This window comes from Streptomyces sp. NPDC091387, from assembly GCF_044756945.1.
GTDB lineage: Bacteria > Actinomycetota > Actinomycetes > Streptomycetales > Streptomycetaceae > Streptomyces.
The window spans coordinates 97,616-123,881 of sequence record NZ_JBIVTZ010000019.1 but is presented as its reverse complement, the minus strand read 5'-3'; the positions used below and the strand labels follow the sequence as shown (position 1 = coordinate 123,881).

The window sequence follows — 26,266 nt, the reverse complement described above, 5'->3', positions numbered from 1 at the left end:
TCCGCGGCGGCGTTGCCACGGGGCGTTCACATTTTTGGGACAGTAGCGAGCCAGTCCGCTCAGCGGAAGACCTCGTCCAGAATCCGGGCGCCTGCGGAAAAGCGCTTGTGCCGGACGAGCATAAGTGCCGGTCAGCGGGGCGTCGGCCGCACGGCGCACATCTACGCGCGTCCATGTCGGCCGACTCCCTCGCGACACTCCGTAGACCGGAGGTGAACCGGCGTTAACTCACTGTGAACAATTGCTGGACAGTTTTTCCGTTCACCAGTACTTCGCAGGCCCGGATCGACTTGGTCGCCGGGTCCCGGACGGTGAAGTTGAGGGCGAAGGTGCCGTCGAGTCCGATGATCCGGGTGACGTAGGAGTCGGCGGTCTGCTTCCCGTCCGCGGTGCGTCCGGTCACGGAGACCGTGGCGACGGGCGCGAAGCCGCGGCCGGTCACCTGGACCACCGTGCCGACCGGCCCCTCGGGCGGTGAGAGTGCGAAGGACGCCCCGGCCGGGACCGTGCCGTCCTGGACGGTGAAGGCGGCCGTCTCGGTGCGCGGGTTGACGAGGACCTCCCGGACCCGGAGCGCGACGGTGTCGGCCGCGTTGACGGTGAAGGTCTGCGAGAACGCCCCGTCGAGGCCGACCACCTTGGTCCGCACCGAGTCGGAGGTCTGTGAGCCGTCCGCCCGCAGCCCGACGATCGACACGGTCGCCACCTTGGCGAAGCCCTGTCCGAGGACGGTGACCGCGGTGCCCTTCGGCCCGGCCGCCGGGGTGAGGACGACGAAGGTCGGGGAGACGGTCAGCTGGGTGAGGGCCTGTGAGCTGCCCGCGGTGACGCGGAGCGCGTACACGGAGCGGGGGGTGGAGCCGGCCACGGTGACCGTGCCCGTGAGGGCGCCGTTCGCGGCGATCTTGAGGGTGGAGCCGCTGATGCGGGCCGCGTCGCAGCCGCTGCCGTCGGCGGCGCACAGCGCGGCGGCCGGGGTGGCGCCGGACGGCCAGCCGTCACCGGAGACGCCGATGGACCCGCCCGGTTTGACCTTGGCCGTGCCCGCCGAGAGTGTCGCGGTGGCCTCGGTCACGGTGAACGGCGTGGTCAGCACGGTCGCCGGGTCGTTGGCCTCGTCGACCTGGATCGCGGCGATCGCCGGGTCGGAGACGGTGAGTTCGACGCGGAACTTCCCGTCGGACCCGCTCTTCACGTAGACGGCGGTGTCGTCGAGGGTCGCCCCGCTCGCGTCGAGGGCGACGGTGTTGATCCACCGGTCCTGGAAGTAGTTGCTCCCGGTGACGGTGATGACGCTGCCGACCGGCCCGCTGCCACGGGACAGTGCGATCGCCCGGGGCCCGGCGGGGACGAAGGCCCGGACGGTCAGGGGTGCGGTCGCCTCCTTCGTACCGTCGCCGACCTTCACGAGGTACGAGCCGTCCGGTACGGCGCCCGCCTCGGCGAGCACCGCGTTGCCGGTCAGCTGCCCGGAGCCGTTGATCGCGAGGGTGGAGGAGGCGAACTTGGCGGGGTCGCAGCCGCCGCCGTCCGCCGCGCAGAGCGAGGGTACGGGGCTGGCGGACGGTGTCCACCGGCTGCCCGCCAGGGTGATCGCGGTGGACGGCCGGACCGGGGCGGTGGGGGCGATCAGCGTGGCCGGCTGCCCGGCGCTGCCCTCGGCGGTGACGGTGCCGATGGACCCGCCGCCGGCGGTCACGACGCACGGTGTCTCGTAGTTGGAGCCGAGCACCTTCGTCCGGGTCAGATTGCGCAGCGGGGTGAAGGAGATCGGCCCGCTCGCGTTGGCGGGAATGATGAAGTCCCCTTCGTACGGCGGGATTTCGATCGGCTTCCCGGACGGGACGTCCAGGGAGACCTGGGGTCCGGTGACGGTCACCGTGCCGGTGGCGCCGCCGGACATCGCGAGGTCGAGGCTCGGGGTGGTGGGCACGTCGCTGAGGCTGAGCCCGCTGGTGGCGGGGGACGGGCCGAGCGTCACCTTCGCGTGGACCTTGCCGCCCGGGTCGACGACGTCGGGCGTGAGTTCGACGTTCATCTGCTGCGGCCCGGTCGCCTCGCCCTGGCCGGCCGGCAGCGTGCAGTGGACGGTCGGGGTGACCGTGCCGGCGTGTGCGAGGGGTGCCAGGACGGCGGATCCGCCGGTCCAGACGAGCAGGGTGGTGGCTCCGAGGGCGACGGCGCGGCGTAGTGCCGAGCCACCCGGCCCTCTCGGGCCGGCGGGTCTGCGATGCGCGAACATACGGCTCCTCCAAAGGAAGCGGAATGCGAATGATCCGAATACGAGTGATCCGAACGCGGTTGATCCGGACACGGAATGGGAAACGCCCGTCCGCTCCATTGCCGTAGGGAGCAGACGGGCGTCCGGAAGGGCTTTCCCCGGCGACCCCGTTACAGCAGGGTCAGTGTCAGGGTGGCGCTGTAATCTCCGGGCCTGGTGAATTCGGGAACGGTGAGCGCGAGGCCGGCGTCGGCGTCGAACCGGCCGCCGGTGAACGGACGTGATCCGTCCGGATTCATCCGGCAGAGGCTCGCCGCCTCACTCCCGAGCGCGGCGGGCGATCCGGCGACCGGCGCCCCCACGCTCCCCGGCTGCGCGGTGCAGGCCGGGGTCCACCGCACGGCGTCGGCCGGGATGGTGTTCCCGTCGGCGCTCCTGAATCCGGTGAGGGTGGCGGTCAGCGACCATCCGCTGTTGACGCCGCGGGCGTCCTCCACCTCGACCCGGTTGAGCCGGGCCTTCTGCACACCGGTGTCCGTGCCCAGCACCGTGGTGCCGAAGTCGACGGTGTCACCGGCCTGGGTCATGGACAGCGTCCCGGCCCTGACCTCGGTGGTCAGCCGCTGCTCGCTCTCGCCGCCGCCCCCGCCGCCGCCCTCGGTGGTGACGGTGAACGGCGCCGTGCGTACGGTCGCCGGGTCGTTGCCCTCGTCGGCCTGGACGGCGACGACGGCGTCGGAGATGACGGTGAACTCGACGGCGAAGGTGCCGTCCGCACCGCTCTTGACGTAGACCGCGCTGTCGTCGAGCCCGCCGCCCGCGGCGTCGAGGCCGATGATGTTGATCCAGCGGTCCGGGTTGTAGTTCCGCCCGCTGACGGTGACGACGCTGCCGACCGGCCCGCTGTCGGCGGACAGCGATATCTCCCGGTTGCCGGCGGCGACGGCCTTGACGGTGAGGGGTGCGGTGGCCTCCTTCGTGCCGTCGTTGACCTTCACCTCGTAACTGCCGTCGGGCACCGCGCCGGCCTCGCCGAGGGTCGCGGTTCCGGTGAGCGTGCCGTAGGAGTCGATCCGCAGGGTGTGCGAGGCGAACTTCAGCGGGTCGCAGCCGCCACCGCCCACCGAGCAGAGCGACGGTACGGGGGTGCCGCCCGGCGTCCACTGCGAACCGCGCAGCTTGACCGCGGTGTTCGGGCGCACCGGATCGGCGGGGGCCTTCAGGGTGGCGGGCTCGGAAGCGGAACCCTCCGCCGTGACGGTGCCGACGCTGCCCACGTCGCCGACGACGTCGCACGGTGTCTCGAAGACCGATCCGAGCACCTTGGTCTGGGTCAGGGTGCGGACCGGCGCGAGCGAGATCTCACCGGAGGCGTCCGCCGGGACCAGGAAGTCGCCCTCGTACGTGGGGATCTCGATGGGTTTCCCGGCCGGGACGTCCATGGTGAACTCGGCGCCCCGCACGGTGACGGTGCCGGTGGCCCCGCCGGACATCGCGAGGTCGAGGCTGGGGATGGTCGGCACGTCTTCCAGGGCGATGGCGCTGGTGGCGGGGGACGCCCCGAGCGTCACCTCGGCGTGCACCTTGCCGCCCGGGGCGACGACCGCGGGCGACAGCTCGACGGTCATCTTCTGCGGCCCGGTCGCCTCTCCCTGGCCCGCGGGCAGGGTGCAGTGGACGGTCGGGGTGACCGTACCGGCCGCGGCCGCCGTGGCGTGGTACGGGGGAAGCGGCGCGGCAGCCCCGACGCAGCCCAGCGACAGTACGAAGCAGGCTGCGAGCAGACCGGTCACCCCGGGTCTTCGTCGTCGGATCACCTGACACCCTTTCATGGCCCATTGATTGCGCATATTGAGGAGGTCACGTGCAGAGAAGTCAAGAGAGACCGAATTGATCCTTTCTGAAATGCCCGAAAAGCATTTCAGCACGCGTTTCCTACGCATCTGTTGACATCTTCGAAGATCACCGTTTCACTGCACCCGACATGCCGGGCCCGGCACGCAGATCCGCAGGCTGGTGCAGCTCCAGCGAATCTGCGGAATTCAAACCGGAAGGAGTTCCACCCGTCATGTCAATCTCCTCAGGCCACACCCCGAGCCGAAGACGTCTGCCGCTGGTGCTGGGCGCGGCGTGTTCCGTCGGCGCACTGCTCGCGCTGTCGTCCCCGACGGCCTCTGCCGTGGTCCCGCTCAGCGCGACGGCAAACTACAACTGCGGCTCCTGGGGCAGCGGTCTCGCCACCCTGACCGCCGCCGACTCGGGCACGAACAAGACCATCAAGATCACCTCCACGGCGATCACCATGCCGGCCGGCACGAGCGCCGACCCGAACAGCATCACCACGACGCTGACCCTCTCCAAGACCTCGGGCGGCGTCACCAGTCAGGTCCAGTTCTCCGCGAAGGCCAACCCCGGTCTGAGCGGCGGCAACCCGATCACCCTCGGCCCGCTGAAGCTCAGCTCCGGCACACTCGCGGCCGGCGACAGCACCAACTCCGTGGTGCTGCCCACTCCCCCGACGACCTCCAACTGGTCGCTGCGGATCGTGGCCTCGTCCCCGACCTCGGCCACCGTGCCGTGCGTGGCCACGACCAACCAGTCCGCCGCGTTCGTCTGGTAGCGGCGGCCCTCTCATGACACCGGCCTCAGCTCCATGACGCCGGCCCGCTCATGACACCGGCCCGGGGCGAGGACGGCTGTCCTGTACCCCGGGCCGGTGCCCGCGTGCTCCGGTGGGCTCACGTCATACGGGTGGCCCACTCCTGGACCTTCTTGATCCGCTGCTCGATCTGCCCGGCCGTGGCCTCCGCGCTCGGCGGCCCGCCGCACACCCGCCGCAGCTCGGTGTGGATGACGCCGTGCGGCTTGCCGCTCTGGTGCGTGTAGGCCGACACCATGGTGTTCAGCTGCTTGCGCAGCCCCAGCAGCTGCTTGTGCGTGACCACCGGCCGGTCACCGGCCGGCTTCTCCAGCAGATCGGCCTCGGAGGCCGGCTTCTGGCGGCTGTGCGCGATCTGCCGGGTCTGCCGCTTCTGGAGGAGCAGCTGCACCTGGTCGGGTTCGAGCAGCCCCGGGATCCCGAGGTAGTCCTGCTCTTCCTCGCTGCCCGGGTGCGCCTGCATGCCGAACTCGGCACCGTCGTACAGCACCCGGTCGAAGACCGCGTCGGATTCGAGGGCCTCGAAGGGCAGCTGCTCCTCGGTCTCCTCGTCCTCCAGCTTCTCCGCGTCGGCGAGGAGCTTGTCCTCCTCGGCGAACGGGTTCTCCTCGTCGCTGCCCTTCTTGGGCTTGTCGAGGACGTGGTCCCGTTCGACCTCCATCTCGTTGGCGAAGTCGAGGAGCATCGGGATCGTCGGTACGAAGACCGAGGCGGTCTCGCCGCGCCTGCGGGAGCGCACGAAGCGGCCGACGGCCTGGGCGAAGAAGAGCGGCGTCGAGATGGTGGTGGCGTACACACCGACCGCGAGGCGCGGCACGTCTACGCCCTCCGACACCATGCGGACGGCGACCATCCAGCGCGATCCGTCGTCGGTGAACTGGTCGATCCTCTTCGACGCGGCCTTCTCGTCGGACAGGACGACGGTGGCCTTCTCGCCGGTGACCTTCTTGAGGATCTTGGCGTACTCGCGGGCGGACTCCTGGTCGGTCGCGATGACCAGGCCGCCCGCGTCGGGAATGCCCTTGCGGACCTCGGTCAGCCGCTTGTCGGCGGCGCTGAGCACATTGGGGATCCAGTCGCCGGTGGGTGCCAGCGCGGTGCGCCAGGCCTGCCCGATGGCGTCCTTGGTCATCGGCTCGCCGAGCCGGGCGGCGATCTCGTCACCGGCCTTGGTGCGCCAGCGCATGTTGCCGCTGTAGCTGAGGAAGATCACCGGGCGGACGACGCCGTCGGCGAGCGCGTTGCCGTAGCCGTAGGTGTAGTCGGCCGAGGAGCGCCGGATCCCGTCGTTCCCCTCCTCGTACACGACGAAGGGGATCGGGTTGGTGTCTGAGCGGAACGGCGTACCGGTGAGCGAGAGCCGGCGGGTCGCCGGGTCGAACGCCTCCTGGCACGCCTCGCCCCAGGACTTCGAGTCACCGGCGTGGTGGATCTCGTCGAGGATCACCAGGGTCTTGCGCTGCTCGCACCGGTTGCGGTGCAGCATCGGGCGGACCCCGACACCCGCGTACGTGACCGCGACCCCGTGGTAGTCCTTGCTCACGGGGCCGGCGCTGTAGTCCGGGTCGAGCTTGATCCCTATCCGGGCGGCGGCCTCCGCCCACTGCTTCTTGAGGTGCTCGGTCGGCGCCACGACGGTGATCTGCTGGACGACGTGGTGGTGCAGCAGCCATGACGCGAGGGTCAGCGCGAAGGTGGTCTTGCCGGCGCCGGGGGTCGCGACCGCGAGGAAGTCGCGCGGCTGCTCCTGGATGTACCTCTCCATGGCGCCCTGCTGCCAGGCTCGCAGCTTCCCGGCCGTGCCCCAGGGGGCGCGGCCGGGAAAGGCGGGTGAGAGGTGGTGGGAGGCGGTAGTAGTCACGGTCTCCGGTTCGGGTCTCTCGGGTACGTGGGGCGCTGTCCGCACGGGCCGGGACGGGCACGCACGCGATACGACAACCGGGCCACCCTACCGGGGGGCGGAGTGCGATCCACCCTGGACTCCGCCACCCAGGGGCGAATTGCGACGGCTCTCACATGTGGTCGGTGACCAGGTCGCGCAGCCCCTGGGAGATGACCTTCACCTCGTCCATTTCGCCTGTGGCGACCGCGATGACCAGGCGTTCCGCCGCGTCGGTATCGGGGCGAAGATCGACGCCGTTCATCGCGAGGAAGGCCACGCACGACAGCCAGGCGGTGCGCTTGTTGCCGTCGAAGAGCGGACGGTTGATCGCCAGGGACTGGAGCAGTGCGGCCGCCTTGTCCACGACATCCGGATACGCCTGCTCACCGAACATGGCCGCGGACGGCCGGTGGGCGGCCGATTCGAGGAGTCCGGCGTCGCGGACCACGATCCGCATATCGGGGCAGGCGTGCTCGGCGATGACGAGGATGTCTTCGGAGGACAGGTAGACACAGCTCACTTGAGCCGCTCCATGAGCTCGCGCCACTTGGCCGCCTGCTCCTTCGCCGTCTTGCGGACGATGGCCTGCTGGGCGGTCCGGGCCAGATAGTCGTCCACGGCCTGGAGCAATATGGAGTGCATACTCGTGCCCTCCTGCTCGGCGCGCTGCTTGAGGGCTTCGGTCTGGTCGTCACGAAGACGCGGGTTCATGGCCATACCAAAACGGCACCAGCCACATGGGGCCAGATCGGTACCACTCACCGCTCGCGCACCCGCGTCGCCACCCACGCCCCCACCAGCGCGACCCCCGCCATCGGCAGGAACACCACCGTGAACGCCCCCGGATGCGAGCCGGAGGACCCCGCCTCCACGGCCTCGTGCACGGCCCCCACCGCTCCCCCGCCGAGCGCGCCGAACGCCGCGCCGCCCGCGGCCAGCAGCAGGGCGTTGGAGAGCCCGTCGGAGATCTGCAGGGCCGCGGAGTTCGCCCCCGCCTCCTCCGGCGCGGACAGCTTCAGCAGCAGCACGCTCGTCGACGCGATCACCGTGCCCATGCCGAGGCAGCCGACCGCCCAGGCCACGGCGACCGTCCAGACCGGCACCCCGTCGATCAGCACGGTGGGCGCGGCCGCGATCGCCAGGGCGACCAGCACCATGCCGCCCACCATCAGCCGTTCGCGGTGCGGCTCCAGACGTCGCCGGGACTGCAGGAACGAACCCAGCGCCCAGGTCCCGCCGCCGGCCGCGAGCGACAGACCGGCCATCGTGGGGGACAGGCCGCGCTGGGTGACCAGCATCAGGGGCACGAACGACTCGGCGGCGATGAACGACCCGGCCGCCACCCCGCGCAGCAGCACCACAGAGGGCAGCCCGCGCGCCGCCCGGCCGGTGCCCGGGGGCAGCAGTCCGCGGACCGCGGGGACGAGCAGCGCGATCCCGGCGGCGGCCGGCAGCAGCGAGAACCAGTTCCGCTCCTGCCCGGCGTACTGGAGCAGCCCCGCGCCCAGCGAGATGCCCAGCGCGAGCACGATGCGCCGGCGGTCGAACGGATCGACGGGCGCCGCCGGATCGGCGGGCCCGGACGCCATCCGCCGGATCGCGGGCAGCGCGAGCGCCAGCGGGAAGATCACCAGGACCGGAATGCCGACGAAGACCCAGCGCCAGCCCAGGTGCTCGGTCACGCTCCCGGAGGCCAGCGGGCCGACGACGGAGGGGATCACCCAGCTCGCGGCGAACCCGGCCATGATCGCCGGGCGCAGCGGATCCGGGTAGGCCCGGCTGACCACCACGTACAGCGCGACGATCACCAGTCCGCCGCCGAGCCCCTGCACGGCCCGCCCCGCGATGAACATCCACATGGTGCCCGCGGTCCCGGACAGCAGCAGGCCCACCCCGAAGGCGGTGATCCCGGCGGCGAGCGGCCCCAGCGGCCCGCGCCGGTCGGCCCACTGGCCGGAGAGCACCATGGCGAAGAGGCTGGTGGTGAAGTACGCGGAGAACGCGAACGCGTAGAGCGGGACGCCGTGCAGCTCGCGGGCGGCGACCGGCATCGCGGTCCCGACCGCGGTCGCCTCGAAGGCGATCAGGAACACGACGGAGATGATGCCGATGCTGAGCGCCCGATAGGTCCGCCCGAGCACCCCTTCCGGTGCTGCGGCGACGACGGTCTCGTGCAGGTCATCGGTCTCTTCGGTGCGGGCCGAGACCTCGGCGTCACGCGGTTCCAGGGCGGTCATGAACCCTAGAGTAAGGGGCAAAAGCCACCGTGGCCCCTGTCCTGGGTCGCTCCCGTTCTCGTCCCTTGGTCGTAGGACCGGCCGGTCGGGCATGAACGGCGTGTGGCGGTCGCGTTGCGGGGCCGTCCGCACCCTTGGCGCCGGGGCCCCCGGGGCATACGGTCGGGAACAGAACAACGCACGGCCGTGTGCCCGAGAGGCTTAGGGGCTCGACTGCAACTCGAGTTACACCGGTTCGATTCCGGTCACGGCCTCGGTGGAGACGCAGAGCGCCCGCCCCTCATCCGTGAGGGGCGGGCGCTCTGCGTTCGGCGGGGGTCAGCGGGTGGAGACCGAGTCCGGCTCGGGGGCGCCCTCGCCGGCGGTCACGGCCGGCGCGGGACGGCTGCCACGCGCCTTGCGCACCGCGTACGCGACGAGAACGACGGCCAGGCTGCCGATGCTGGTGAGCAGTTGGGTGCGCTGGTCGGCGATGACGGCCATGGCCACCAGCACCGCGGCGAAGCCGGCCATCACCACCCAGGTGAGATACGGGAAGAGCCACATGCGCAGGGTCAGCCGCTCGGGCTCCTCGCGCTCCAGCCGGCGGCGCATGCGCAGCTGGGACACGCCGATCATGAGGTACATGAAGATGGCGATCGCGCCGGAGGAGTTCACCAGGTAGGTGAAGACGGTGTCCGGGGACAGGTAGGCCAGGAGCACCGAGATCCAGCCGACCACGGTGCCGGCCAGGATCGCGCGGACCGGAACCTGGCGCTTGTTCGTCGCCACCAGCCAGGTGGGGGCGTCGCCATGGGTGGCGAGCGCCCGCATCATCCGCGAGGAGACGTAGACGGAGGAGTTGAGCACGCTCAGCACGGCCGTGAGGATCACGATGTCCATCACGACGCCCGCACCCGGCAGCCCGATGATCTTCCAGGCCGCGACGTAGGGGCTGGCCAGGACCTGGGCGCTGTCCCACGGCACGATGGTGACCACCAGGACGATGGAGCCCACGTAGAAGAGGATGATCCGCCAGATGATCCCGGTGGTGGCGCGGGCCACCGAGCGCTCGGGCTCCTTGCTCTCGGCGGCGGCGATGGTGACGATCTCGGCTCCGCCGAAGGCGAAGATGACCACGACGATCGCGGAGAAGATCGCGGTGAAGCCGTTCGGTGTGAAGCCGCCGTGCGCGGTCAGGTTGGAGAAGTCGAAGGACGAGTCCGGCCAGAGGCCGAAGACGTAGAGGCCGCCGACGATCAGGAAGGCCACGATCGCGGCGACCTTGACGGAGGAGAACCAGAACTCGAACTCGCCGAACGACTTCACGGAGAGCAGGTTGGTCGCGGTCATCACGACCATCAGGCCCATGGCCAGGACCCAGAGCGGCAGGTCGATCCACGCGTGCAGGATCGCCGCGCCCGCGACGGCCTCCACGGCCACGATGATGACGTAGTAGTACCAGTACAGCCATCCGATGGTGAAGCCCGCCCACGGCCCGATGGCGGTGCGGGCGTAGTCGGCGAAGGAGCCCGCGGACGGCTTCGCCACGACCATCTCGCCGAGCATCCGCATGGTGCACAGCACCAGCGCGCCGGCCAGGCAGTAGGACACGATCGCGGCGGGCCCGGCGGTCTTGATCACCGAGCCGCTGCCGACGAACAGTCCGGCGCCGATCGCGCCGCCGATCGCGATCATCGACATGTGGCGGTTGCGCAGGGAGCGGCTGAGTTCCGGTTGCGGGCTCTGCGGCTCTCTCTGCGGTGGGGATGAAGTCATGGCAGCTCCAGTCGTGGACAACGTCGTACGGGGGCGCGGGACACCCCTCGGGGCAGGGGCGCGCCGTCGAAGCGGCGCGGCCGGGCGGCCTGTTCCGGGCCCGGCCGCGGTGTTCTCACGTCCAGTCGCCCTCGCGACCGCCGCCGATCACCCAGCTGAGCGCCCGGAAGCGGCGCAGCGCCGTCATGGCGTCGGGGGTCTCCATGCGGACGGTCCGGGGGCCGGACAGTTCGACCCCGGAGAGCGCGCTCGCGCGGTCCGCGAGGTGCGGGCTGTCCACGTCGACCTCCACCACGTGCGGTGCGGGGCGGGGGGTGGGACGGGGCGGGGGCGCCGAGAGGGCCGCCGCGGCCTCGCGGCGGATGTCGGCCGCCGTGACGGCGGGGGTGCGGCAGACGGCCGCGTGCCGGGAGATCGCCTTCTTCACGGTGACGGTCCGGCAGCCGGGCGCGTACCCGGCGGCTTCGCGGCAGGTCACGTCGTCACCGGTGACCAGGACGACGGGGACGCCCGCCTCGGCGGCGACAAGGGCGTTGAAGTGCCCCTCGCCGGCCGGCTCGCCGTCGATGCGGACACCGAGGATGCTGTGGGAGAGATAGGTGTGCGCGAGGACGCCCTGTTCGCCGGCACCCGTGTGGTAGCCGACGAACGCCACCGCGTCGATGCCCTCCTCCAGCCCTTCCATCATGCCGAGCGGCTTGTGGCGGCCGACGATCAGGACCGCACGCGGGTCGAGTTCCTCGATGAGCACGTTGTCCATGCCGCAGTGGGCGTCATTGACGACGATCTCTTCCGCGCCCGCGTCGGCGAACCCGGCGACCGCGGCGTTGACGTCCCGGGTGAGCAGCCGGCGGAAGCGTTCGTAGCGCGGTGTCCCCGCTGCGACGTCCGCCGGGGAGACAGTGCCCGTCGCCCCCTCCATGTCGGCGGATATGAGAACACGCTTCACCCCGCCACCTCCTTGTTCGTTCCCTGCTCCGGACCGTCGGCGCACAGCGCCACGAGGGCGTCCGCGTGGGAGAGACCGCTCTCCTCGACGACTTCGCGCACGCTCTGGGCCTCACGGACCAGGGCGAGACGGACCTTCCCGGCGACATCCATGCGATATCCGTACACAGCCGGTCTGGGCAGGGAATTGTATGAGAAGTGCGAAGAGAAGTAATACGCCCCTGTGTCGTACAGCGCCACCACGTCCCCGGGGTCGACCGCCGGAAGTTCGCGGGCGGTCGCGGTCAGGTCCCCGGCGAAGCAGCACGGTCCCGCGATGTCCACGACCTGGAGCGGCCCCTCCTTGGGGCGGCCCGCGGCGTCGAACACGCCGACGCGCAGGGGCCATGCCTCGGGCATGAACACGGTGCGGGTGGCCACCTGGGCCCCGGCGTGGGTGACCGCGATCCGCCGGCCGCCGGCGGACTTGGTGTACTCGACGACCGAACCGATGGTGCCGCTCTTCGCCAGCAGCGAGCGGCCGAACTCGGTGACGAGGGTGTAGCGGCCGTCGAAGAGCCCCGGAGCGGCGCCGCGCAGCTCGGCGACGTAGTCGGCGTAGGTGGGGCGGTCGTCCTCGCTCTCGAAGTTGACGGGCAGGCCGCCACCGATGTCCAGGCCGGTGATCCGGGCGTGCCCCAGCTGTTCGTTGATCCGCTCCGCGAGCTCGTAGGCGGCACCGACCCCCTGGGCGATCAGCGGCAGCGGGCAGCCCTGGGAGCCGACGTGCGCGTGCAGGCGGTTGAGCCAGGGCCGCCGGGTGAAGGCGTCGATCACCGCGTCCACGGCTCCCGGGTCGCGCAGCGCGACACCGAATTTGGACGTCGCGGTCGCGGTGCTCATCGCCCCGATGGCACCGGCGCCGACCTGCGGATTCACCCGCAGGCCGATGGGTCCGGCCGGCTCGCGTCCGGCCAGCAGCCGGTCGACGCGCTCCAGCTCCTGGAAGTTGTCCAGGTTGATCGCGATGCCGTGCTCCAGAGCGAACTCCAGCTCCTCGACCGTCTTCGCGGGGCTGTCGAAGACCAGCCGGTCCGGGCTGAAGCCGGCGGCGAGGGCCTGTTCCAGCTCGCCCGGCGAGGCGACTTCGCAGCCCATGCCGGCCTCGGCGAGCAGCCGCAGCACCGGCACCAGTCCGCAGGCCTTGGCCGCGAACGTGTGGTGGACCGTGGCCGGCCCCTCGAACGCCTCGTTCAGCGCGTCCACCGCGGCCAGCACCCCGTCGACGTCGAGCAGGCCGACCAGGGGCGAGCCGGGGCCGAGCAGCCCCTCCTCGACGGCACGGGCGAGCGCCGCCTCTCGGGCGCGCTTGCGCTGGGGGGCCGGACCGGATGTCACCTGAACCACACTCCTACGTGATGGACCGCTCGTGCGCCGCGCCCATCGGGCCGCGGGCCGTTGTGCCCAGCTTCGGTGCGCGGAGCCCGGCATGTCTCCGTCGTCCACGACCAGGACAGGCCGGATCGCCTGTCCGGCCCCACAACTAAACGATCATGGAGTACGTCGTCGCCCCCGGCGTCCTCAGCCGTCGCGCCGGCCCAGCCGCAGCCCGACGTCCGCCAGGAGCCGCACGGCCGGGTCGGCCAGGTCCACGCCGAACAGCTCCCGGGCCCGGCGCAGCCGGTACCTCAGGGTGTTGGGGTGCACGTTGAGGCGACGCGCGGCGGCGGCCGTGTCGCCGTAGGCGTCGAGGTACCCGGCGACCGATTCGCCGTACCGCGCGCCGTGCGCCCGGTCGTGCTCCAGCATCGCGTGCACCGGCCCCGACAGCGTCCCCCACAGCGGCTCCACCCGGTCGAGCAGCCGCAGCACCGCGGCCTCGGCCGCCACCTCCGCGTACGAGGCCACCTCCGAACCGGCCCCGGCGGCGGGCAGCCGCGCGGCCCGCTCCCCCAGCACCCGTACCACCAGCTCCGCGGCCTCACGGGAGGCGGGCAGCCGCGCCAGGTCCGTCACCACGGGCCCGGCACCGGCGAAGACCACGCCGCGGGGTACGGAGCGGGCCGTCGCCAGCAGGGTGCGGGCGGGGTCCGTCTCGCCGTCCGCGGCCGGCACCAGGGTGTACAGCCGCTGTCCCGACCGTGCGGTCACACACCCCGGGCGGTAGGCGGCGGCCTGCAGCGCGAGGACGTCGAGCACCCGTTGCACGACGTCCCCGGGCGCCGGCTCCCGGCCTTCGTACACCTCCGCCACCATCACGGCGTACGGCCGGCCCCGTACGATCCCGACGTCGTGTGCCGCCTGGGTGCTGCCTGCCAGGAGCGCGTGCACCGCTCCCTCGCGCGCCCGGGTGGCGGCCCGGCCCCACGTCCGGTGGTGCGACAGATGCGGGACCGCCGCGCGGCCCGCCGTCCGCAGCGCCGCCACCGCGTCCTCGGCCAGCGGGCGCCCGTCGGCGGCGGCCCAGATCGAGCCGAGCACTTCGGATCCGTGCCGCACCGCGACGGCCAGCCGTTCGGCGTACCGGTCGTCGGCGGGGCGCCGCACCACGTCGTCGGTGTTCCACAGGGTCTGGAAGAAGCCGCTCTCCCGCAGTTCGACGACCCGCCAGCGCGGCACCTCCTGGCCGAGGATGGTGAGCCTGCGCATCGGATCGGGCTCGTGGTCCATGCGCGAGTACGCCAGCACCCGCGACTGCGGGTCCTCGATCGTGATCGCGCCGCCGACCAGGTCCGCCACGGTGTTGGCCAGGCCCGACAGATCTCCCAGCCGCAGCCCGTCGACCCTGCCCGCGCCCCCGGCCCCGTCCGCGACGCTGTGCACCAACGCGGTCCGCAGCCCGCCGAGCACCTCGGTCCAGCCCTGTCCTGGCCGCCGGGTCAGCAACGCCGTACGCCCCCGCTCCGCCGCCTCCAGCAGCGCCGTCCCCGGCCCCCGGACGCCGCGCCGCATCACCACGGCCGCCGCGCCGGCCCGGTCGGCGGCGCGCAGCACGTCGACCGCGTCGGGCGAGGCGACTTCCACACCGACGGCGAGCAGCACCAGCCCGGTGGCCGCCCAGACCTCCTCGTCCCGCTCCTCGCCCGGGTCGTGCAGCACCACGTCGGACACGGGCACGCCGGTGCCGAGGGGTGCCACGACCACGTCGAGTGTCCCGGCGGCGATCAGCGCGAGGAGCTGCGCGAGCGTGGGGCCGTGGTCGGGGCCGTCCGTTCCGGAGAGGTGCATCCGCCCATACTCGCCGCATGACGCCGCGGACTGCCATGTCCCCCGTCACGCACGGGGGACCGGATCAGGACTTGGGCGCCGCGACCGCTGCCTGGGGCCGGATCGGGAGCCGGTTGACCGGGCGGCCGGTGGCCGAGCGGACCGCGGCGGCCACGGCGGCCGGGGACGTCACCACGGGGGCCGCGGAAGCCGGCTTGGCGCCGAAGGGGGCCACCACATCGCGTTCCTCGACGAGTTTGACGATGCGGATGTCCGGCGCGTCGAGGGAGGTCGGCAGGGCGTAGCCCGTCAGGTCGGGGTGCCGGATCAGACCGCGTGCGGTGCGGAGGTTCTCCGTCAGGGCGGTGCCGATGCCCTGGGTGATGCCCGCCTCGATCCGGGTCGCCAGCTGGGACGGGTTGAGGACCCGGCCGACGTCCTGGGCGACGGCCATCTCCACGACGCGGACCGAGCCGAGCTCGATGTCGACGTCCACCACCGCGCGGATCGCGCAGAACGCGAGGCCCACGAAGGCGTCGCCCTGCCCGGACTCGTCGAGCGGCTCGGTGGGGTGCGGGCGGCACTGGGCGGTGGCCCAGAGCTCCTTGCCGTCCATCGCCTCCATGACGGTCGTGGACAGCACCCCGTCGTACGAGGTGATCTTGCCGTCGGCGATCTGGAGCAGCTCGGTGGACATGCCGAACTTGTGGGCCAGCGGCTGGAGCAGCTGGGTGCGGACCATCTTCGCGGCGCGTTCGACCGCTCCGGCGGAGACCCAGGTGTGACGGCCGTGCGTGGCCGGTCCCGCCGGGGGCTGGTCGGTGTCGACGGAGGCCACGTGGACCTCCTCGATGCCCAGGGTCTCCTGGACGACCTGGCGGGCCAGTGTCGAGAAGCCCTGGCCCGTCTCGACGGCGGCGCAGATGACGGTGGCGACCCCGTCGTGGACCCGGACCGTGGCCGTGGAGACCTCGTCGGCGCCCTCGGCGCCGAGCATGTGGACCATGCCGAGCGCGTATCCGACCCCGCGCCGCACCGCGCCGGGCTCGCCCGCGCCCTCCGGGCCGCCCGGGAGCAGCCAGTCGTCCTCCGGGGAGTCCTTGGGGAGCGAGGGGAGCGGGAAGTCCCGTACCGCACCGAGGAGTTCGGCGACGGGGGCGGGGCAGGTGACGGTCTGGCCGGTGGGCAGGATGTCGCCGGTGGACAGGGCGTTGCGCAGCCGCAGTTCGGCCGGGTCGATGGCGAGCTTGGCGGCCAGCTTGTCCATCTGGCCCTCGTAGGCGGCGCAGACCTGCATCGCGCCCTCGCCCCGGACGTGGCCGGACGGCGGGTTGTTCGTACGGACGGCCCAGCCCTCGATGAAGGCGTGCGGGACGACGTAGGGGCCGCAGGCGAACGCGACGGCGGCGGCCAGCGACTCGGAGGAGGCGTCGGCGTACGCGCCCGCGTCGAGGAGGATCTGCGCCTCGACCTTCACCAGCCGGCCCTCGGCGTCCGCGTGGTGGCGGTAGCGCAGCAGGGTGGGGTGGCGGTGCGCGTGGCCGAGGAAGGACTCCTCGCGGGTGGCGGCCAGCTTGACCGGGCAGCCGGTGCGCAGGGCGAGCAGACCCAGCGGGAGCTGGAATCCGGGGTCCTCGCGGTCGCCGGTCGCGCCGGGGACGCCGGTGACGACGACCTTCACCCGGTCCGGCTCCAGGCCGAAGCAGGCGGCGGCGAGGTCGCGGTCGGTGTGCGGGTCGGTGGAGGCGGTGTAGATCTCGACGCCGCCGTCGGGGCGGGGCACGGCGAGCCCGGCCTCGGCACCGATCGGCGCCGGGTCCTGGCGGCCGATGCGGTACAGGCCCTCGACGATGACCTCGCCCACGACCTCCGGGTCGCCGTAGCGCAGCGGGATGTGGCGGATCAGGTTGCCGTCGGGGTGCAGCGGTTCGGCGGCGAAGGCCTTCTCCGGGTCGGTGACCGGTTCCAGCACCTCGTACTCGACGGCGATGGCCGCGGCGGCGAGCCGGGCCGTGTCGGGGTGGTCGGCGGCGACCGCGGCGATCGGCTCGCCGTGGTGGCGGACCAGGTCGGAGGCGAAGACGGGGCGGTCCACGACGCGGCGCCCGTAGGAGCTCTCGCCGGGGACGTCCTCGTGGGTGACGACCGCGCGAACGCCCGGCATCTCGGCCGCGGCCGAGGTGTCGATCGACAGGATGCGGGCGTGAGGGTGCGGAGAGCGGAGCACGGCCGCCCAGAGCAGTCCCTCGGCCCACAGGTCGGCGGCGTAGGGGAAGGTGCCCTCGGTCTTGGCGCGGGAGTCGGCCGGGGGCAGCGAGGCGCCCAGGCCGAGCAGTGGCTGCTCGGTCCCGGGGCCGTCGGGGCCGTCCAGTGAGGGGATGCTGATCGCCGTGTGGGTCGCGCCGGCCGCGGGGGCTGCGTCGTTGCTCACGCCATGCCTCCGTCCTGCAGATGGGCCTGCACACTACCCGCGCCGGGGGCCGCCTGGTGCGGGATGCGGGCCTCGTCCTGTTCCGCGGATTCCGGTACGGGTGCGGAGGCGGCCTCGGAGGCTGCCTCGCGGCCCGCGATGACCTCGTTCACGGCGTCGAGCACGCCCCGGTAGCCGGAACAGCGGCAGAGGTTGCCGCAGAGCGCCTGGCGGGTCTCCAGCTCGCTGGGGGCGTGGTTGCCCTCCAGCAGGTCGTGGACGGTCATCGCCATTCCGGGGATGCAGAAGCCGCACTGGACGGCGCCGCAGTCGGCCAGCGCCCGCTGTACGTCGGACGGCTCGCCGTTGACGGCCAGTCCTTCGACGGTACGGACCTCGCTGCCCGCCGCGGTGGCCGCGGGGACCAGGCAGGAGGCGACGAGACGCCCGTCCACCTGGACGTTGCAGGCACCGCACTCGCCTTGCGAGCAGCCGTCCTTGGCCCCGGCGAGGCCGAGGCGCTCGCGCAGCACGTAGAGCAGCGACTCGCCGATCCAGGCGTCGGTGACGGGGCGGTCGGCGCCGTTCACGTGCAGCAGGTAGGAGGCGGAGGGGTGTTCGCTGGGCAGGTCGAGCGGAGCGGCCTCGACGGCGTCCGGGTCCGGGGCGCCCGGGTCCGAGGCGTCGGGGCCCAGGGAGTCGGGGTCCAGGACGTCGGGGTCCAGGACGTCGGGGTCCAGGACGTCGGCTTCCGCGGCCCCGGCTTCCGGTGCCGTCTCGGTGTCCGTGGCCTCGGTGTCCGTGGCCTCGGTGTCCGGTGCCGTCCCGGGGTCAAGTGCCGCTTCGACGACCGGTTCGACGGCCGGTTCGGCTGTGCCGGAGTACTCCGTACCGAGGTGCTCCGTGCCGGGGTGCGGTGCGTCCTGGAGGGCTGCTGCGGGCGGGACTTCGTGGCCGGTTTCGTGCCCGGCCTCGTGCGGGCCGGGGGTCGGCTCCGGGGGCGGCGCGTCGGCGTCCCCGGCTCCGTCCGCGGTGTCGTGCGGCACGTCCGGTGTGCCGGGGTCCGTCCCCTGCGGCGGGGTGTCGTCCCCGGGCGCGGGCTCCGGCTCCCGCGTCGCCCAGGGCGCGGGTGCGCCGCCGGGCAGGGTGGCCGGCGGGGTCCGGTCCGCGTACCAGCCGGCGGCCAGCGCGGAGGCCGAGAACTCGCCGGACTCCTCCGGGAGATCGCCGTCGGCGACCGGGATCTGCCACTGACCGGTGTGCCCCGCGGGCTCGGCGGACTCGGCGAAGCTCCACTGGCCGGTGTCGGCGCGGTTGTCGCGGTACCGGTCCGGGTACTGCTCCCCGGGCGGCTGGTGCGGGGTCTGTGTCTGCGGGGTCTGCGGGTATCCGTACGGCGTCCGCTGCTGGTTCGGGTCGGGCCAGTGCACCGCCTCGGGGGCCGACTGGTCGGCCTCCGTGCGGGGGTCCTGCTGGTCCGGTGTCCGGACGGCCCAGTTGCCGGTGGCGGCCGGGTCGGTCCCGGCGGCCGGGGTCAGCGGAAGGATCATCGGCGGCACGTAGCCCTGGCCGGGTGCGGCCAGCGGGATGTTCGCCAGGTCCTCCGGCGGCAGGTGGACGAAGGCGGTCGCGTCCGCGTCGTACTCGCCGCTCTGGGGGGTCGGCTCCCATCCCCCGTGCGGTTCGGTGTGGTCCTCGTTGCTCACGACAGTGCCCTCCCCAGTGCGCGTCGGGCCAGCGCGGCGACGGTGCGCCGCAGGTGCAGTACGGCGGGGGACAGCGGTGGCGCCTCTCCCCCGTCGGCGGGCGGTGGCTCGTCCGGGATGCAGGCGGCGGCGACGTACTCGCCGAACGCGGCCAGCGCGTCGGGCGCCAGACCCCGTTCGCCGTCCCAGTCGATCAGTGAGGCGATCCAGCGTTCGGCCTCCAGCGGCCGCAGCGGCATCGGCGCGATGGCGCCGACCGCGCAGCGCACTCCGCGCCGGGCCGGGTCGAGGACGATCGCGACGGAGGCGGTGGCACGGCCGGGGCCGGTGCGTCCCGTCGCCTTGAGGAAGACCTGCGGGGCGTGCAGCAGCGGAACGCGGACGAAGCCGATCAGTTCGGCGGGCTCCAGCATCTCGCGGCCCGCCAGCAGGTGCGAGACCGGGATCTCGCGCCGGGCGCCGCCGGGGCCCGCGATGACGAGCTCGGCCTCCAGCGCGGCGAGGACCGGCAGCGCGTCGCCGGTCGGGGCGGCGGTGGCGATGTTGCCGCCGAGCGTTCCGGCGTTGCGGATCTGGGGCGGTCCCGCGGCGCGCGCGGACGCGGCCAGGGCCGGGATGAGGGCGGCGAAGTCGGGACGCCCCATGCGGGCGTGCGTGAGTCCGGCGCCGAGCAGGGCGTGGCCGTCCTGGTAGTGCCAGCCTCGGAGTTCGCTGATCCGGCCGAGGCCGACCAGCCCCGAGGGGCGCAGGAGGCCCTTGTTGACAGCCGACATCAGGTCCGTGCCGCCCGCCACGGGGACGGCGGCAGGCATGGCGCCGAGTGCCGCCACTGCCTCGTCCAGCGAGGCCGGCAGCGTGACGGACTGCGTCGCCTGCGGTGCTTGCGTGGTCAACCCAGCTGCCCCTTCCCGGTGTCCCGGCTGTCCCGTCTGTTTCGCCGTACGGTACGTGCTCAAAGCCTGGACGTGGCAACTCTGGCACATCTTCGGACCGGCCCGACGCGAGGGTCCGCGAAGGGAGTATCCGTCCCTGGCCAGGGGAATGATCCCGATTCGCACCTCTTCGGCGCGGAGTGCGAATTGCCACTATTCAGCGAGCTTGTACGACTTACTCCGTTGCACGGGAGAGTCACGGGAAAGTGCGGGAGGACGGACGGGAAACCGTGCCGGAACAGCACGGAAGGGAGCGGTTCCGGCTGCCGCGGCAGCCGGAACCGCTCCCTTCACGCGGGCTCACACGCGCGGGGGCGCTCCCTCGATCGGGCGTCCCAGGATGCCGGGCCGCCGCTGCCGGGGCAGCGGACCGCCCGGCGGCCGGTAGTCGACGCCGAGCGCGTCAAGCCGCGCGTAGTGCGCGGCCATCCGCCGCTCGAAGCCGGCGAAGTCCCGGTCCTGCGAGGCGGGCAGGGCCGACCAGGCGACCTCGGCGAAGGCGGCGAGGCGCGGGAAGACCTGGTAGTCGACGCGGGCCCGGTTCTGCATGACCTCGGTCCAGACGTTGGCCTGGGTGCCGAGGATGTGCCGGGCCGCCTCCTCGGAGAGGCCCGGCGGAACGGGTTCGAAGCGGTACACGTCCTCCAGGGTGCGGACGTACCCGATCGGCATCGGCTCGTCGGGGCCGCCGTGCTGACGGTGGTCCAGATAGACCTGCTGCTCCGGGCACATCACGACGTCGTGCCCGGCCTCCGCGGCGGCGATGCCGCCCCCGTAGCCGCGCCACGAGGAGACGGCCGCCCCCTCGGCGAGCCCGCCCTCCAGGATCTCGTCCCAGCCGATGAGGCGGCGGCCGCGTGCGGTGAGCCAGCGGTCGAAGTGCCGGATGAACCAGGACTGCAGCTCGTCCTCGTCGGCCAGGCCGAGCTCCTTGATGCGCGCCTGGGCCGTCGGTGACTGCTTCCACTGGTCCTTGGGGCACTCGTCGCCGCCGACGTGGACGAACGGCGAGGTGGCGGCGGGGAAGAGTTCGAGGACCTCCTCGAAGACGCCCTCGAAGAAGCGCAGGGTGTTCTCGGTGGGGGCGAGGACGTTCGGGGCGACGCCCCAGTCGTCCCAGACGGAGAGGGCGGTGGTGTCGATGACGTCGGTGTTGCCGAGTTCCGGGTAGGCGGTGATGGTCGCCTGCGAGTGGCCCGGGATGTCGATCTCGGGGACGACACGGATGTGCCGGGCCGCGGCGTACGCCACGATCTCGCGGATGTCGTCCTGCGTGTAGAAACCGCCGTGCGGGGTGTCGTCCCAGAGCTCGGAGGCCCGGTGGCCGTGCTTCGTGCGCGAGCGCCAGGAGCCGACCTCGGTCAGGCGCGGGTAGCGCTTGATCTCGATGCGCCAGCCCTGGTCGTCGGTGAGGTGGAAGTGGAAGACGTTCAGCTTGTGGGCGGCGAGGAGGTCGAGGTAGCGCAGGACGTCGGTCTTGGGCATGAAGTGCCGTGACACGTCGAGCATCATGCCGCGCCAGCCGAAGCGCGGGCGGTCCTGGATGGTGCAGCTCGGTACGGTCCAGACCCGGTCCGGGTTCACCGGCGCCTGCCGGTAGGCCTCCGGCCCGAGCAGCTGGCGCAGCGTCTGGACGCCCCAGTGCAGCCCGGCCGGGGCCGCGGCCCGCAGGGTGACGGCGTCGGCGTCCACGGCGAGCAGGTAGCCCTCGGGGCCCAGTTCGTCCGCGGCCCCGGGTTCGATCCGCAGCCGGATCGCTCGCCCGGTGTCGCCCCGGCCCGGTGCGAGCGGCAGCCCGGTCGCGGCGCCCAGGGCGGCACGCAGCAGCCGCGCGACCCCCTCGGTGCCCGATGGCGCGTCGACCACGGTGTCCTGATCCAGAACGAAGCCGGCCGCATCGGTGAGGTATTCGGCGCTCAGGGGCGCCGGGATCAGAGTGACCACGTCAGTCCTTAACCGCTCCGCCCAGTCCCGAGACCAGGCGTCGCTGTACGAGTACGAAGAAGACCAGCACGGGAACGGTCATCACCGTCGAGGCTGCCATGATCCCGCCCCAGTCGTTCTCATCGGGTTTGAAGAAGACCAGCAGCGCCATCGGGAGCGTCGACTGGGAGGTGTCGCTGATGATGAACGACTTCGCGAAGAGGAAGTCGTTCCAGGTCGAGATGAACGAGAAGACGCTGGTCGCCACCAGTCCGGGGAAGACCAGCGGGAAGAGGATCTGCCACAGGAAGCGGGCCCGGCTCGCCCCGTCGATGTACGCCGCCTCCTCCAGTGCGTCGGGGACGGCCTTGACGAAGCCGCGCAGCATCCAGATCGCGAACGGCAGCGAGAAGGCGAGGTGCGGCAGGATCAGCGAGCCGAGTGTGTTCAGCTGGCCGAAGTCCCGCATCAGGAAGAACAGCGGGATCGTCAGTGCCTCGACCGGCACCATCTGCGCGACCAGGAACATGATCAGCAGCGTGGTGCGGAAGCGGAATCTGAACCGGGTCACCGCCGTCGCCGCCAGGAAGGCGATCAGCGCGGACACGATGACGACGGTGCCGGCGACGAGCAGGCTGTTGAGGAAGTAGCGCCCGAAGTCCTGCTGCTGGAAGACCCGGCGGAAGGAGTCCAGGGACGGCGACAACGTCCAGGGCCTGGGGTGCGTGGACTGGATCTCGCCGGCCGGTTTGAGGGCCGAGAGCACCATCCAGTACAGCGGGAAGGCCACGGCGGCGGCGATCAGCAGGGCCGCGGCCTCGGCGGCGAGCCGGCCGGGCCGGCGGACGCGCGACAGGGACGGCAGGCTCACAGTTCCTCCCCCTGGCGCCTCACCAGGCGCAGATAGACCAGCGTGACCGCCAGCAGGATCACCAGCATCACGACGCCGATCGCCGAGCCGAGGCTGTACTGCGAGGACGCGAACGCCTTCTGGTAGGCGTACACGTTGAGCACCAGGTTCTGGCCGGCGATGCCGCCGCCGTTGGTCATGACGTAGATCTGGGTGAAGACCTTGAAGTCCCAGATGATCGACTGGATGGTGACGACGATCAGGATCGGCCGCAGCATCGGCGCCATGACCGACCGCCAGATCCGCCACTGCGAGGCGCCGTCCAGCGCCGCCGCCTCCAGCACCTCGGTGGGGATCGCCCGGATGCCCGCGTACACGGTGACCATCACGAACGGGAACGAGCACCACAGGACTTCGAGGAGCACCAGCGCGAAGGCGCTGTAGCGCCCGTACGTCCAGGAGAAGTCGCCGAGCCCCAGCACCCGGTTGACCGGCCCGAAGTCGGCGTCGAAGAGGAAGACCCAGACGGTCGACCCGGTGATCGCGGGGGTCGCCCAGGCGCCGAGCGCGGCCATCATCAGCGCGAGCCGCGGCAGGGCCCGCACCCGGGTCAGCAGGACGGCCAGCGCGCAGCCGACCAGCAGGGTGGCCAGCACGCAGACCGCCGCGAAGACCACGGTGGCCAGCAGCACCTGCCAGAACTGGCTGTCGTGGAAGAGCGTCGCGTAGTTGCCGAACCCCTGGAAGGTGGCCGGTTCACCGCCGCTGACCTGGGCCTGGGTGTACTCCAGGAAGGAGATCAGGCCGAGCTGGTAGATCGGGTAGACCAGCAGCCCGCCGAGGAGGACGAGCGCGGGCAGCAGGTAGAGCCAGGGGGTCCAGCCGGACCGCCGGGCCGGGGAGGCGGAGGGGCGGCGCCGGGGCGGGCGGGGTGCGTCCCGGCGTGCTCCGGGTGTGCGGGGCGTTGTGTACGCCGTGCTGTTCGCCGTCATCGTCAGCCCGCGTCGGCGAACGCGGCGTCCATCTTCTTCGCCGCGTCGTCCGAGGCGCCGGCCACGTCCTTACGGCCGCTGACGATCTCCTGGAACATCGTCGGCAGGATCATCGAGGAGTCGATCTGGCCCCAGGCGGGCGAGGCCGGGACGAACTTGGCGCCCGCACCGAGTGTCCTGACGAACGGTTCGACGAAGGGCTCCTTCTTCGCGGCCGCGGCCAGCACGTCCGTGTACGTCGGCAGGAAGCCCATCGCGTCGAACATCTTCGCCTGGGTCTCCTTGCCGGTCAGCGACTTCATCAGGTCGACGGCGAGGGTGCGGTGCCTGCTGCTCTTCAGTACTCCGATGTTGTTGCCGCCCGCGAACGCGGGGGCGACGGAGTTCTCGGCCACGCCCGGCAGCGGCACGACCGCGTACGTGCCCTTCACCGTGCCGGCCTCGACGGCCGCGTGGCTGAAGTCGCCGCCGATGGCCATGGCGGCCTTGCCGGAGGCGAAGGCGGTGACGGTCGCGTTGCCGCCCATGGCGGCGCACTTGGCGGCCGGGCAGTTGGCGTCGCCGAAGAGCGAGGTGTAGGCGGCGATGCCCTTGCGGGCCTTCGCGCTGTTGATGGCCGCCTTGTACGAGGCTCCGCTCCCGTCGGCCAGTTCGCCGCCGTTGGCCCAGATGAACGGCATCGCGCCGTAGGTGTACGCGCCGCCGACCGCGAGTCCGTACAGGGCGGGCTTCTTCTTGTGGATCTTCTTCGCGGTGGAGATCAGTTCCGCCTGGGACTTGGGCACCTCGATCCCCAGGTCCGCGAAGACGTCGGTGCGGTAGTACAGCGCCCTGACGCCGACGAAGAGCGGGGCGCCGTAGACCTTGCCGTCCACGGTGACCGACTGCTTGGCGGTCGGGTCGGTGTCCTTGGCGTCCGCCCAGGCGCCGAACTCGGGGCTGACATCGGCCAGTCCGCCGTCCTTCACATAGCCGGCGGTGTCGGTGTTGCCGTACTCGATGAGGTCCGGGGCGCTCTCGGGGTCGTTGAACGCGGCCTTGACGCGCTGGGCGCGGGTCTCGACGGGGATGTACTCGATCTCGGCCTTCGCGCCCTTGTGGGCCTTCGCGAAGTCCGCGACCGCGGCGTCGACGACCTTCTCCTTGGGCTTGTTGCCGACTTCCTGGAACAGCCAGACACGCAGCGTGCCGGTCTTCTCGTCCCCCTTGGCGCCGGTGTCGGAGGTCTGCGGCGCGCAGGCGGTGGCGGTGAGACCCGCCAGCACAAGCGCCGCAGCCGGGGCGGCAATTCGGGCAGAAAGCTTCATCCGGGACCCCTACCGGTAGGCGTTGCAACATGCGCAACGCGCGTTTCGTTCTGCACAACTTGCAGGAGGGTAGGTCTAGACGAAGTCGCCGACAAGTGGTCTCAACCACTCTGTGACCCGCGGACGCGGCCCGCGCGACGCGGCGGGCCCGGAACGGCGAAGAACCCCCGGGGCACGCGACTGCGTGCCCCGGGGGTTCTCCCGGACAGGTCGGTTCTGCTGCCGCGGACTACTTCTTGTCCTTGCCGCCCTTGCCCTTGTCCTTGTCGCCGCCGGCGCCCATGGACTCGTAGATCTCCTTGCACATGGGACACACCGGGTACTTCTTGGGATCGCGCCCCGGCACCCAGACCTTGCCGCACAGCGCCACCACGGGGGTGCCCTCCAGGGCACTCGCCATGATCTTGTCCTTCTGGACGTAATGGGCGTAGCGCTCGTGGTCGCCGTCGCCGTTCGACACCTGTGGCGTCGGCTCCACGAGGGTTCCCGTACCTGCCCCGCGATCGGGCTCAAGAGTGCTCATAACCGCCAAGCGTACTGAAAGCCCGGGGGATCAGTTCAGCGAAGGGTCGTCCGGGTACGTGGCGACCATGGCCAGTTCGCTGCGCTGACGGCGCAGGACGGCTCTCCAGAGGCTCTCCGGGCGCGGCGAGGAGACATCCCCCGGCTCCGACTCGACGACGTACCAGGCGCCCTCGGAGAGTTCCGACTCCAGCTGTCCGGGCCCCCAGCCGGCGTAGCCGGCGAAGATCCGCAGCGAGCCGAGGGCCGCGGCCAGCAGCTCGGGGGGCGCCTCCAGGTCCACCAGGCCGATCGCCCCGTACACCCGGCGCCAGCCGAGCGGCCCCTCGTCCCCGGGGATCACCGCCACGCCGAGCGCGGAGTCGAGGGAGACCGGGCCGCCCTGGAAGACGACGTCGGGTTCACCGGTCAGACCGGCCCAGGACGCCAGGATGTCGACGACCCCGACCGGGGTCGGGCGGTTCAGGACCACGCCGAGCGAGCCCTCCTCGTCGTGGTCGAGGAGCAGCACCACCGCGCGGTCGAAATTCGGGTCCGCCAGGGCGGGTGCGGCCACGAGCAGCCGCCCTGTGAGCGAGGACACCTCGGTCATGCCAGAAATGATCCCGCATCTTCGGCTTCCGCGGGGGCCAAGTCACCCGGTCGCCGCCCCGAGTGCCCGAGCGCAGCTCAGGGCGCACGGGGGCACGAGGAGCGCACGTCCGGGCACCCATCCGGACGGTAACCCTCCGCA

The 26,266-nt window shown here is 72.0% G+C and carries 20 protein-coding genes and 1 tRNA gene; 2 read left to right on the top strand and 19 right to left on the bottom strand.

Features of this window, described 5'->3' with window-relative positions; all coding sequences use genetic code 11:
• Nucleotides 1-223: 223 nt before the first annotated feature.
• Nucleotides 224-2,242 (bottom strand): hypothetical protein, encoded by a 2,019-nt coding sequence (locus ACIQM0_RS32345; protein ID WP_401293565.1) that lies wholly within the window; start codon nt 2,240-2,242, stop codon nt 224-226.
• Nucleotides 2,243-2,391: 149 nt separating this feature from the next.
• Nucleotides 2,392-4,014: a hypothetical protein gene (locus ACIQM0_RS32340; RefSeq protein WP_401293563.1), complete on the bottom strand. Its 1,623-nt coding sequence runs from the start codon at nt 4,012-4,014 to the stop codon at nt 2,392-2,394.
• 275 nt (nt 4,015-4,289) lie between these two features.
• On the opposite strand from ACIQM0_RS32340, the gene ACIQM0_RS32335 reads away from it, so the two are divergent.
• Nucleotides 4,290-4,841, top strand: a complete 552-nt coding sequence (locus tag ACIQM0_RS32335) for a hypothetical protein (protein ID WP_401293561.1) — start codon at nt 4,290-4,292, stop codon at nt 4,839-4,841.
• A gap of 118 nt (nt 4,842-4,959) precedes the next feature.
• Here ACIQM0_RS32335 and ACIQM0_RS32330 read toward each other — a convergent pair whose 3' ends face one another.
• The 4 genes from ACIQM0_RS32330 to ACIQM0_RS32315 form a co-directional block, all read right to left on the bottom strand.
• On the bottom strand, nt 4,960-6,741 hold the full coding sequence (locus ACIQM0_RS32330; protein ID WP_385037156.1) for a DEAD/DEAH box helicase: 1,782 nt from the start codon (nt 6,739-6,741) through the stop codon (nt 4,960-4,962).
• A gap of 151 nt (nt 6,742-6,892) precedes the next feature.
• Nucleotides 6,893-7,282, bottom strand: a complete 390-nt coding sequence (locus ACIQM0_RS32325) for a type II toxin-antitoxin system death-on-curing family toxin (RefSeq protein WP_401293557.1) — start codon at nt 7,280-7,282, stop codon at nt 6,893-6,895.
• Nucleotides 7,279-7,479 (bottom strand): CopG family transcriptional regulator, encoded by a 201-nt coding sequence (locus ACIQM0_RS32320; RefSeq protein WP_401293555.1) that lies wholly within the window; start codon nt 7,477-7,479, stop codon nt 7,279-7,281. The genes ACIQM0_RS32325 and ACIQM0_RS32320 overlap by 4 nt, the downstream gene beginning before the upstream one ends.
• Nucleotides 7,480-7,520: 41 nt before the next feature.
• Nucleotides 7,521-8,999 (bottom strand): MFS transporter, encoded by a 1,479-nt coding sequence (locus tag ACIQM0_RS32315; RefSeq protein ID WP_401293552.1) that lies wholly within the window; start codon nt 8,997-8,999, stop codon nt 7,521-7,523.
• A 182-nt stretch (nt 9,000-9,181) separates the two neighbouring features.
• On the opposite strand from ACIQM0_RS32315, the gene ACIQM0_RS32310 reads away from it, so the two are divergent.
• Nucleotides 9,182-9,253: transfer RNA gene (locus tag ACIQM0_RS32310), tRNA-Cys, on the top strand.
• A gap of 64 nt (nt 9,254-9,317) precedes the next feature.
• Here ACIQM0_RS32310 and ACIQM0_RS32305 read toward each other — a convergent pair.
• The 13 genes from ACIQM0_RS32305 to ACIQM0_RS32245 form a co-directional block, all read right to left on the bottom strand.
• On the bottom strand, nt 9,318-10,757 hold the full coding sequence (locus ACIQM0_RS32305; RefSeq protein WP_401293550.1) for an amino acid permease: 1,440 nt from the start codon (nt 10,755-10,757) through the stop codon (nt 9,318-9,320).
• A gap of 115 nt (nt 10,758-10,872) precedes the next feature.
• Entirely contained in the window at nt 10,873-11,706 is an 834-nt protein-coding gene (locus tag ACIQM0_RS32300) for a M55 family metallopeptidase (RefSeq protein WP_401293547.1), read from the bottom strand.
• Nucleotides 11,703-13,082 carry a diaminopimelate decarboxylase gene (locus tag ACIQM0_RS32295; RefSeq protein ID WP_401293545.1) on the bottom strand — a complete coding sequence of 460 codons (1,380 nt, stop codon included), beginning with the start codon at nt 13,080-13,082 and terminating at the stop codon, nt 11,703-11,705. The genes ACIQM0_RS32300 and ACIQM0_RS32295 overlap by 4 nt, the downstream gene beginning before the upstream one ends.
• Nucleotides 13,083-13,265: 183 nt before the next feature.
• Nucleotides 13,266-14,912 (bottom strand): PucR family transcriptional regulator, encoded by a 1,647-nt coding sequence (locus ACIQM0_RS32290; protein WP_401293542.1) that lies wholly within the window; start codon nt 14,910-14,912, stop codon nt 13,266-13,268.
• 64 nt (nt 14,913-14,976) lie between these two features.
• Nucleotides 14,977-17,322: a xanthine dehydrogenase family protein molybdopterin-binding subunit gene (locus tag ACIQM0_RS32285; RefSeq protein WP_401293539.1), complete on the bottom strand. Its 2,346-nt coding sequence runs from the start codon at nt 17,320-17,322 to the stop codon at nt 14,977-14,979.
• Entirely contained in the window at nt 17,319-19,007 is a 1,689-nt protein-coding gene (locus ACIQM0_RS32280; protein WP_401293536.1) for a 2Fe-2S iron-sulfur cluster-binding protein, read from the bottom strand. The genes ACIQM0_RS32285 and ACIQM0_RS32280 overlap by 4 nt, the downstream gene beginning before the upstream one ends.
• Nucleotides 19,004-19,900, bottom strand: a complete 897-nt coding sequence (locus tag ACIQM0_RS32275) for a xanthine dehydrogenase family protein subunit M (protein WP_073738181.1) — start codon at nt 19,898-19,900, stop codon at nt 19,004-19,006. The genes ACIQM0_RS32280 and ACIQM0_RS32275 overlap by 4 nt, the downstream gene beginning before the upstream one ends.
• 339 nt (nt 19,901-20,239) lie before the next feature.
• Nucleotides 20,240-21,883, bottom strand: coding sequence for a beta-N-acetylhexosaminidase (locus ACIQM0_RS32270; protein ID WP_401293533.1), 1,644 nt, complete (start codon nt 21,881-21,883; stop codon nt 20,240-20,242).
• 1 nt (nt 21,884) lies between these two features.
• Nucleotides 21,885-22,733, bottom strand: a complete 849-nt coding sequence (locus tag ACIQM0_RS32265) for a carbohydrate ABC transporter permease (protein ID WP_401293530.1) — start codon at nt 22,731-22,733, stop codon at nt 21,885-21,887.
• A complete protein-coding gene (locus tag ACIQM0_RS32260; protein ID WP_401293529.1) occupies nt 22,730-23,704 on the bottom strand; it encodes a carbohydrate ABC transporter permease in 975 nt (324 codons plus the stop codon). Before ACIQM0_RS32260 ends, ACIQM0_RS32265 begins: the two co-directional genes overlap by 4 nt.
• Before the next feature lie 2 nt (nt 23,705-23,706).
• Nucleotides 23,707-25,011 carry an extracellular solute-binding protein gene (locus ACIQM0_RS32255; RefSeq protein WP_401293527.1) on the bottom strand — a complete coding sequence of 435 codons (1,305 nt, stop codon included), beginning with the start codon at nt 25,009-25,011 and terminating at the stop codon, nt 23,707-23,709.
• A gap of 229 nt (nt 25,012-25,240) precedes the next feature.
• On the bottom strand, nt 25,241-25,534 hold the full coding sequence (locus ACIQM0_RS32250) for a DUF3039 domain-containing protein (protein WP_073723799.1): 294 nt from the start codon (nt 25,532-25,534) through the stop codon (nt 25,241-25,243).
• 30 nt (nt 25,535-25,564) lie between these two features.
• Nucleotides 25,565-26,125: a YqgE/AlgH family protein gene (locus ACIQM0_RS32245; protein ID WP_385041935.1), complete on the bottom strand. Its 561-nt coding sequence runs from the start codon at nt 26,123-26,125 to the stop codon at nt 25,565-25,567.
• Nucleotides 26,126-26,266: the final 141 nt, after the last annotated feature.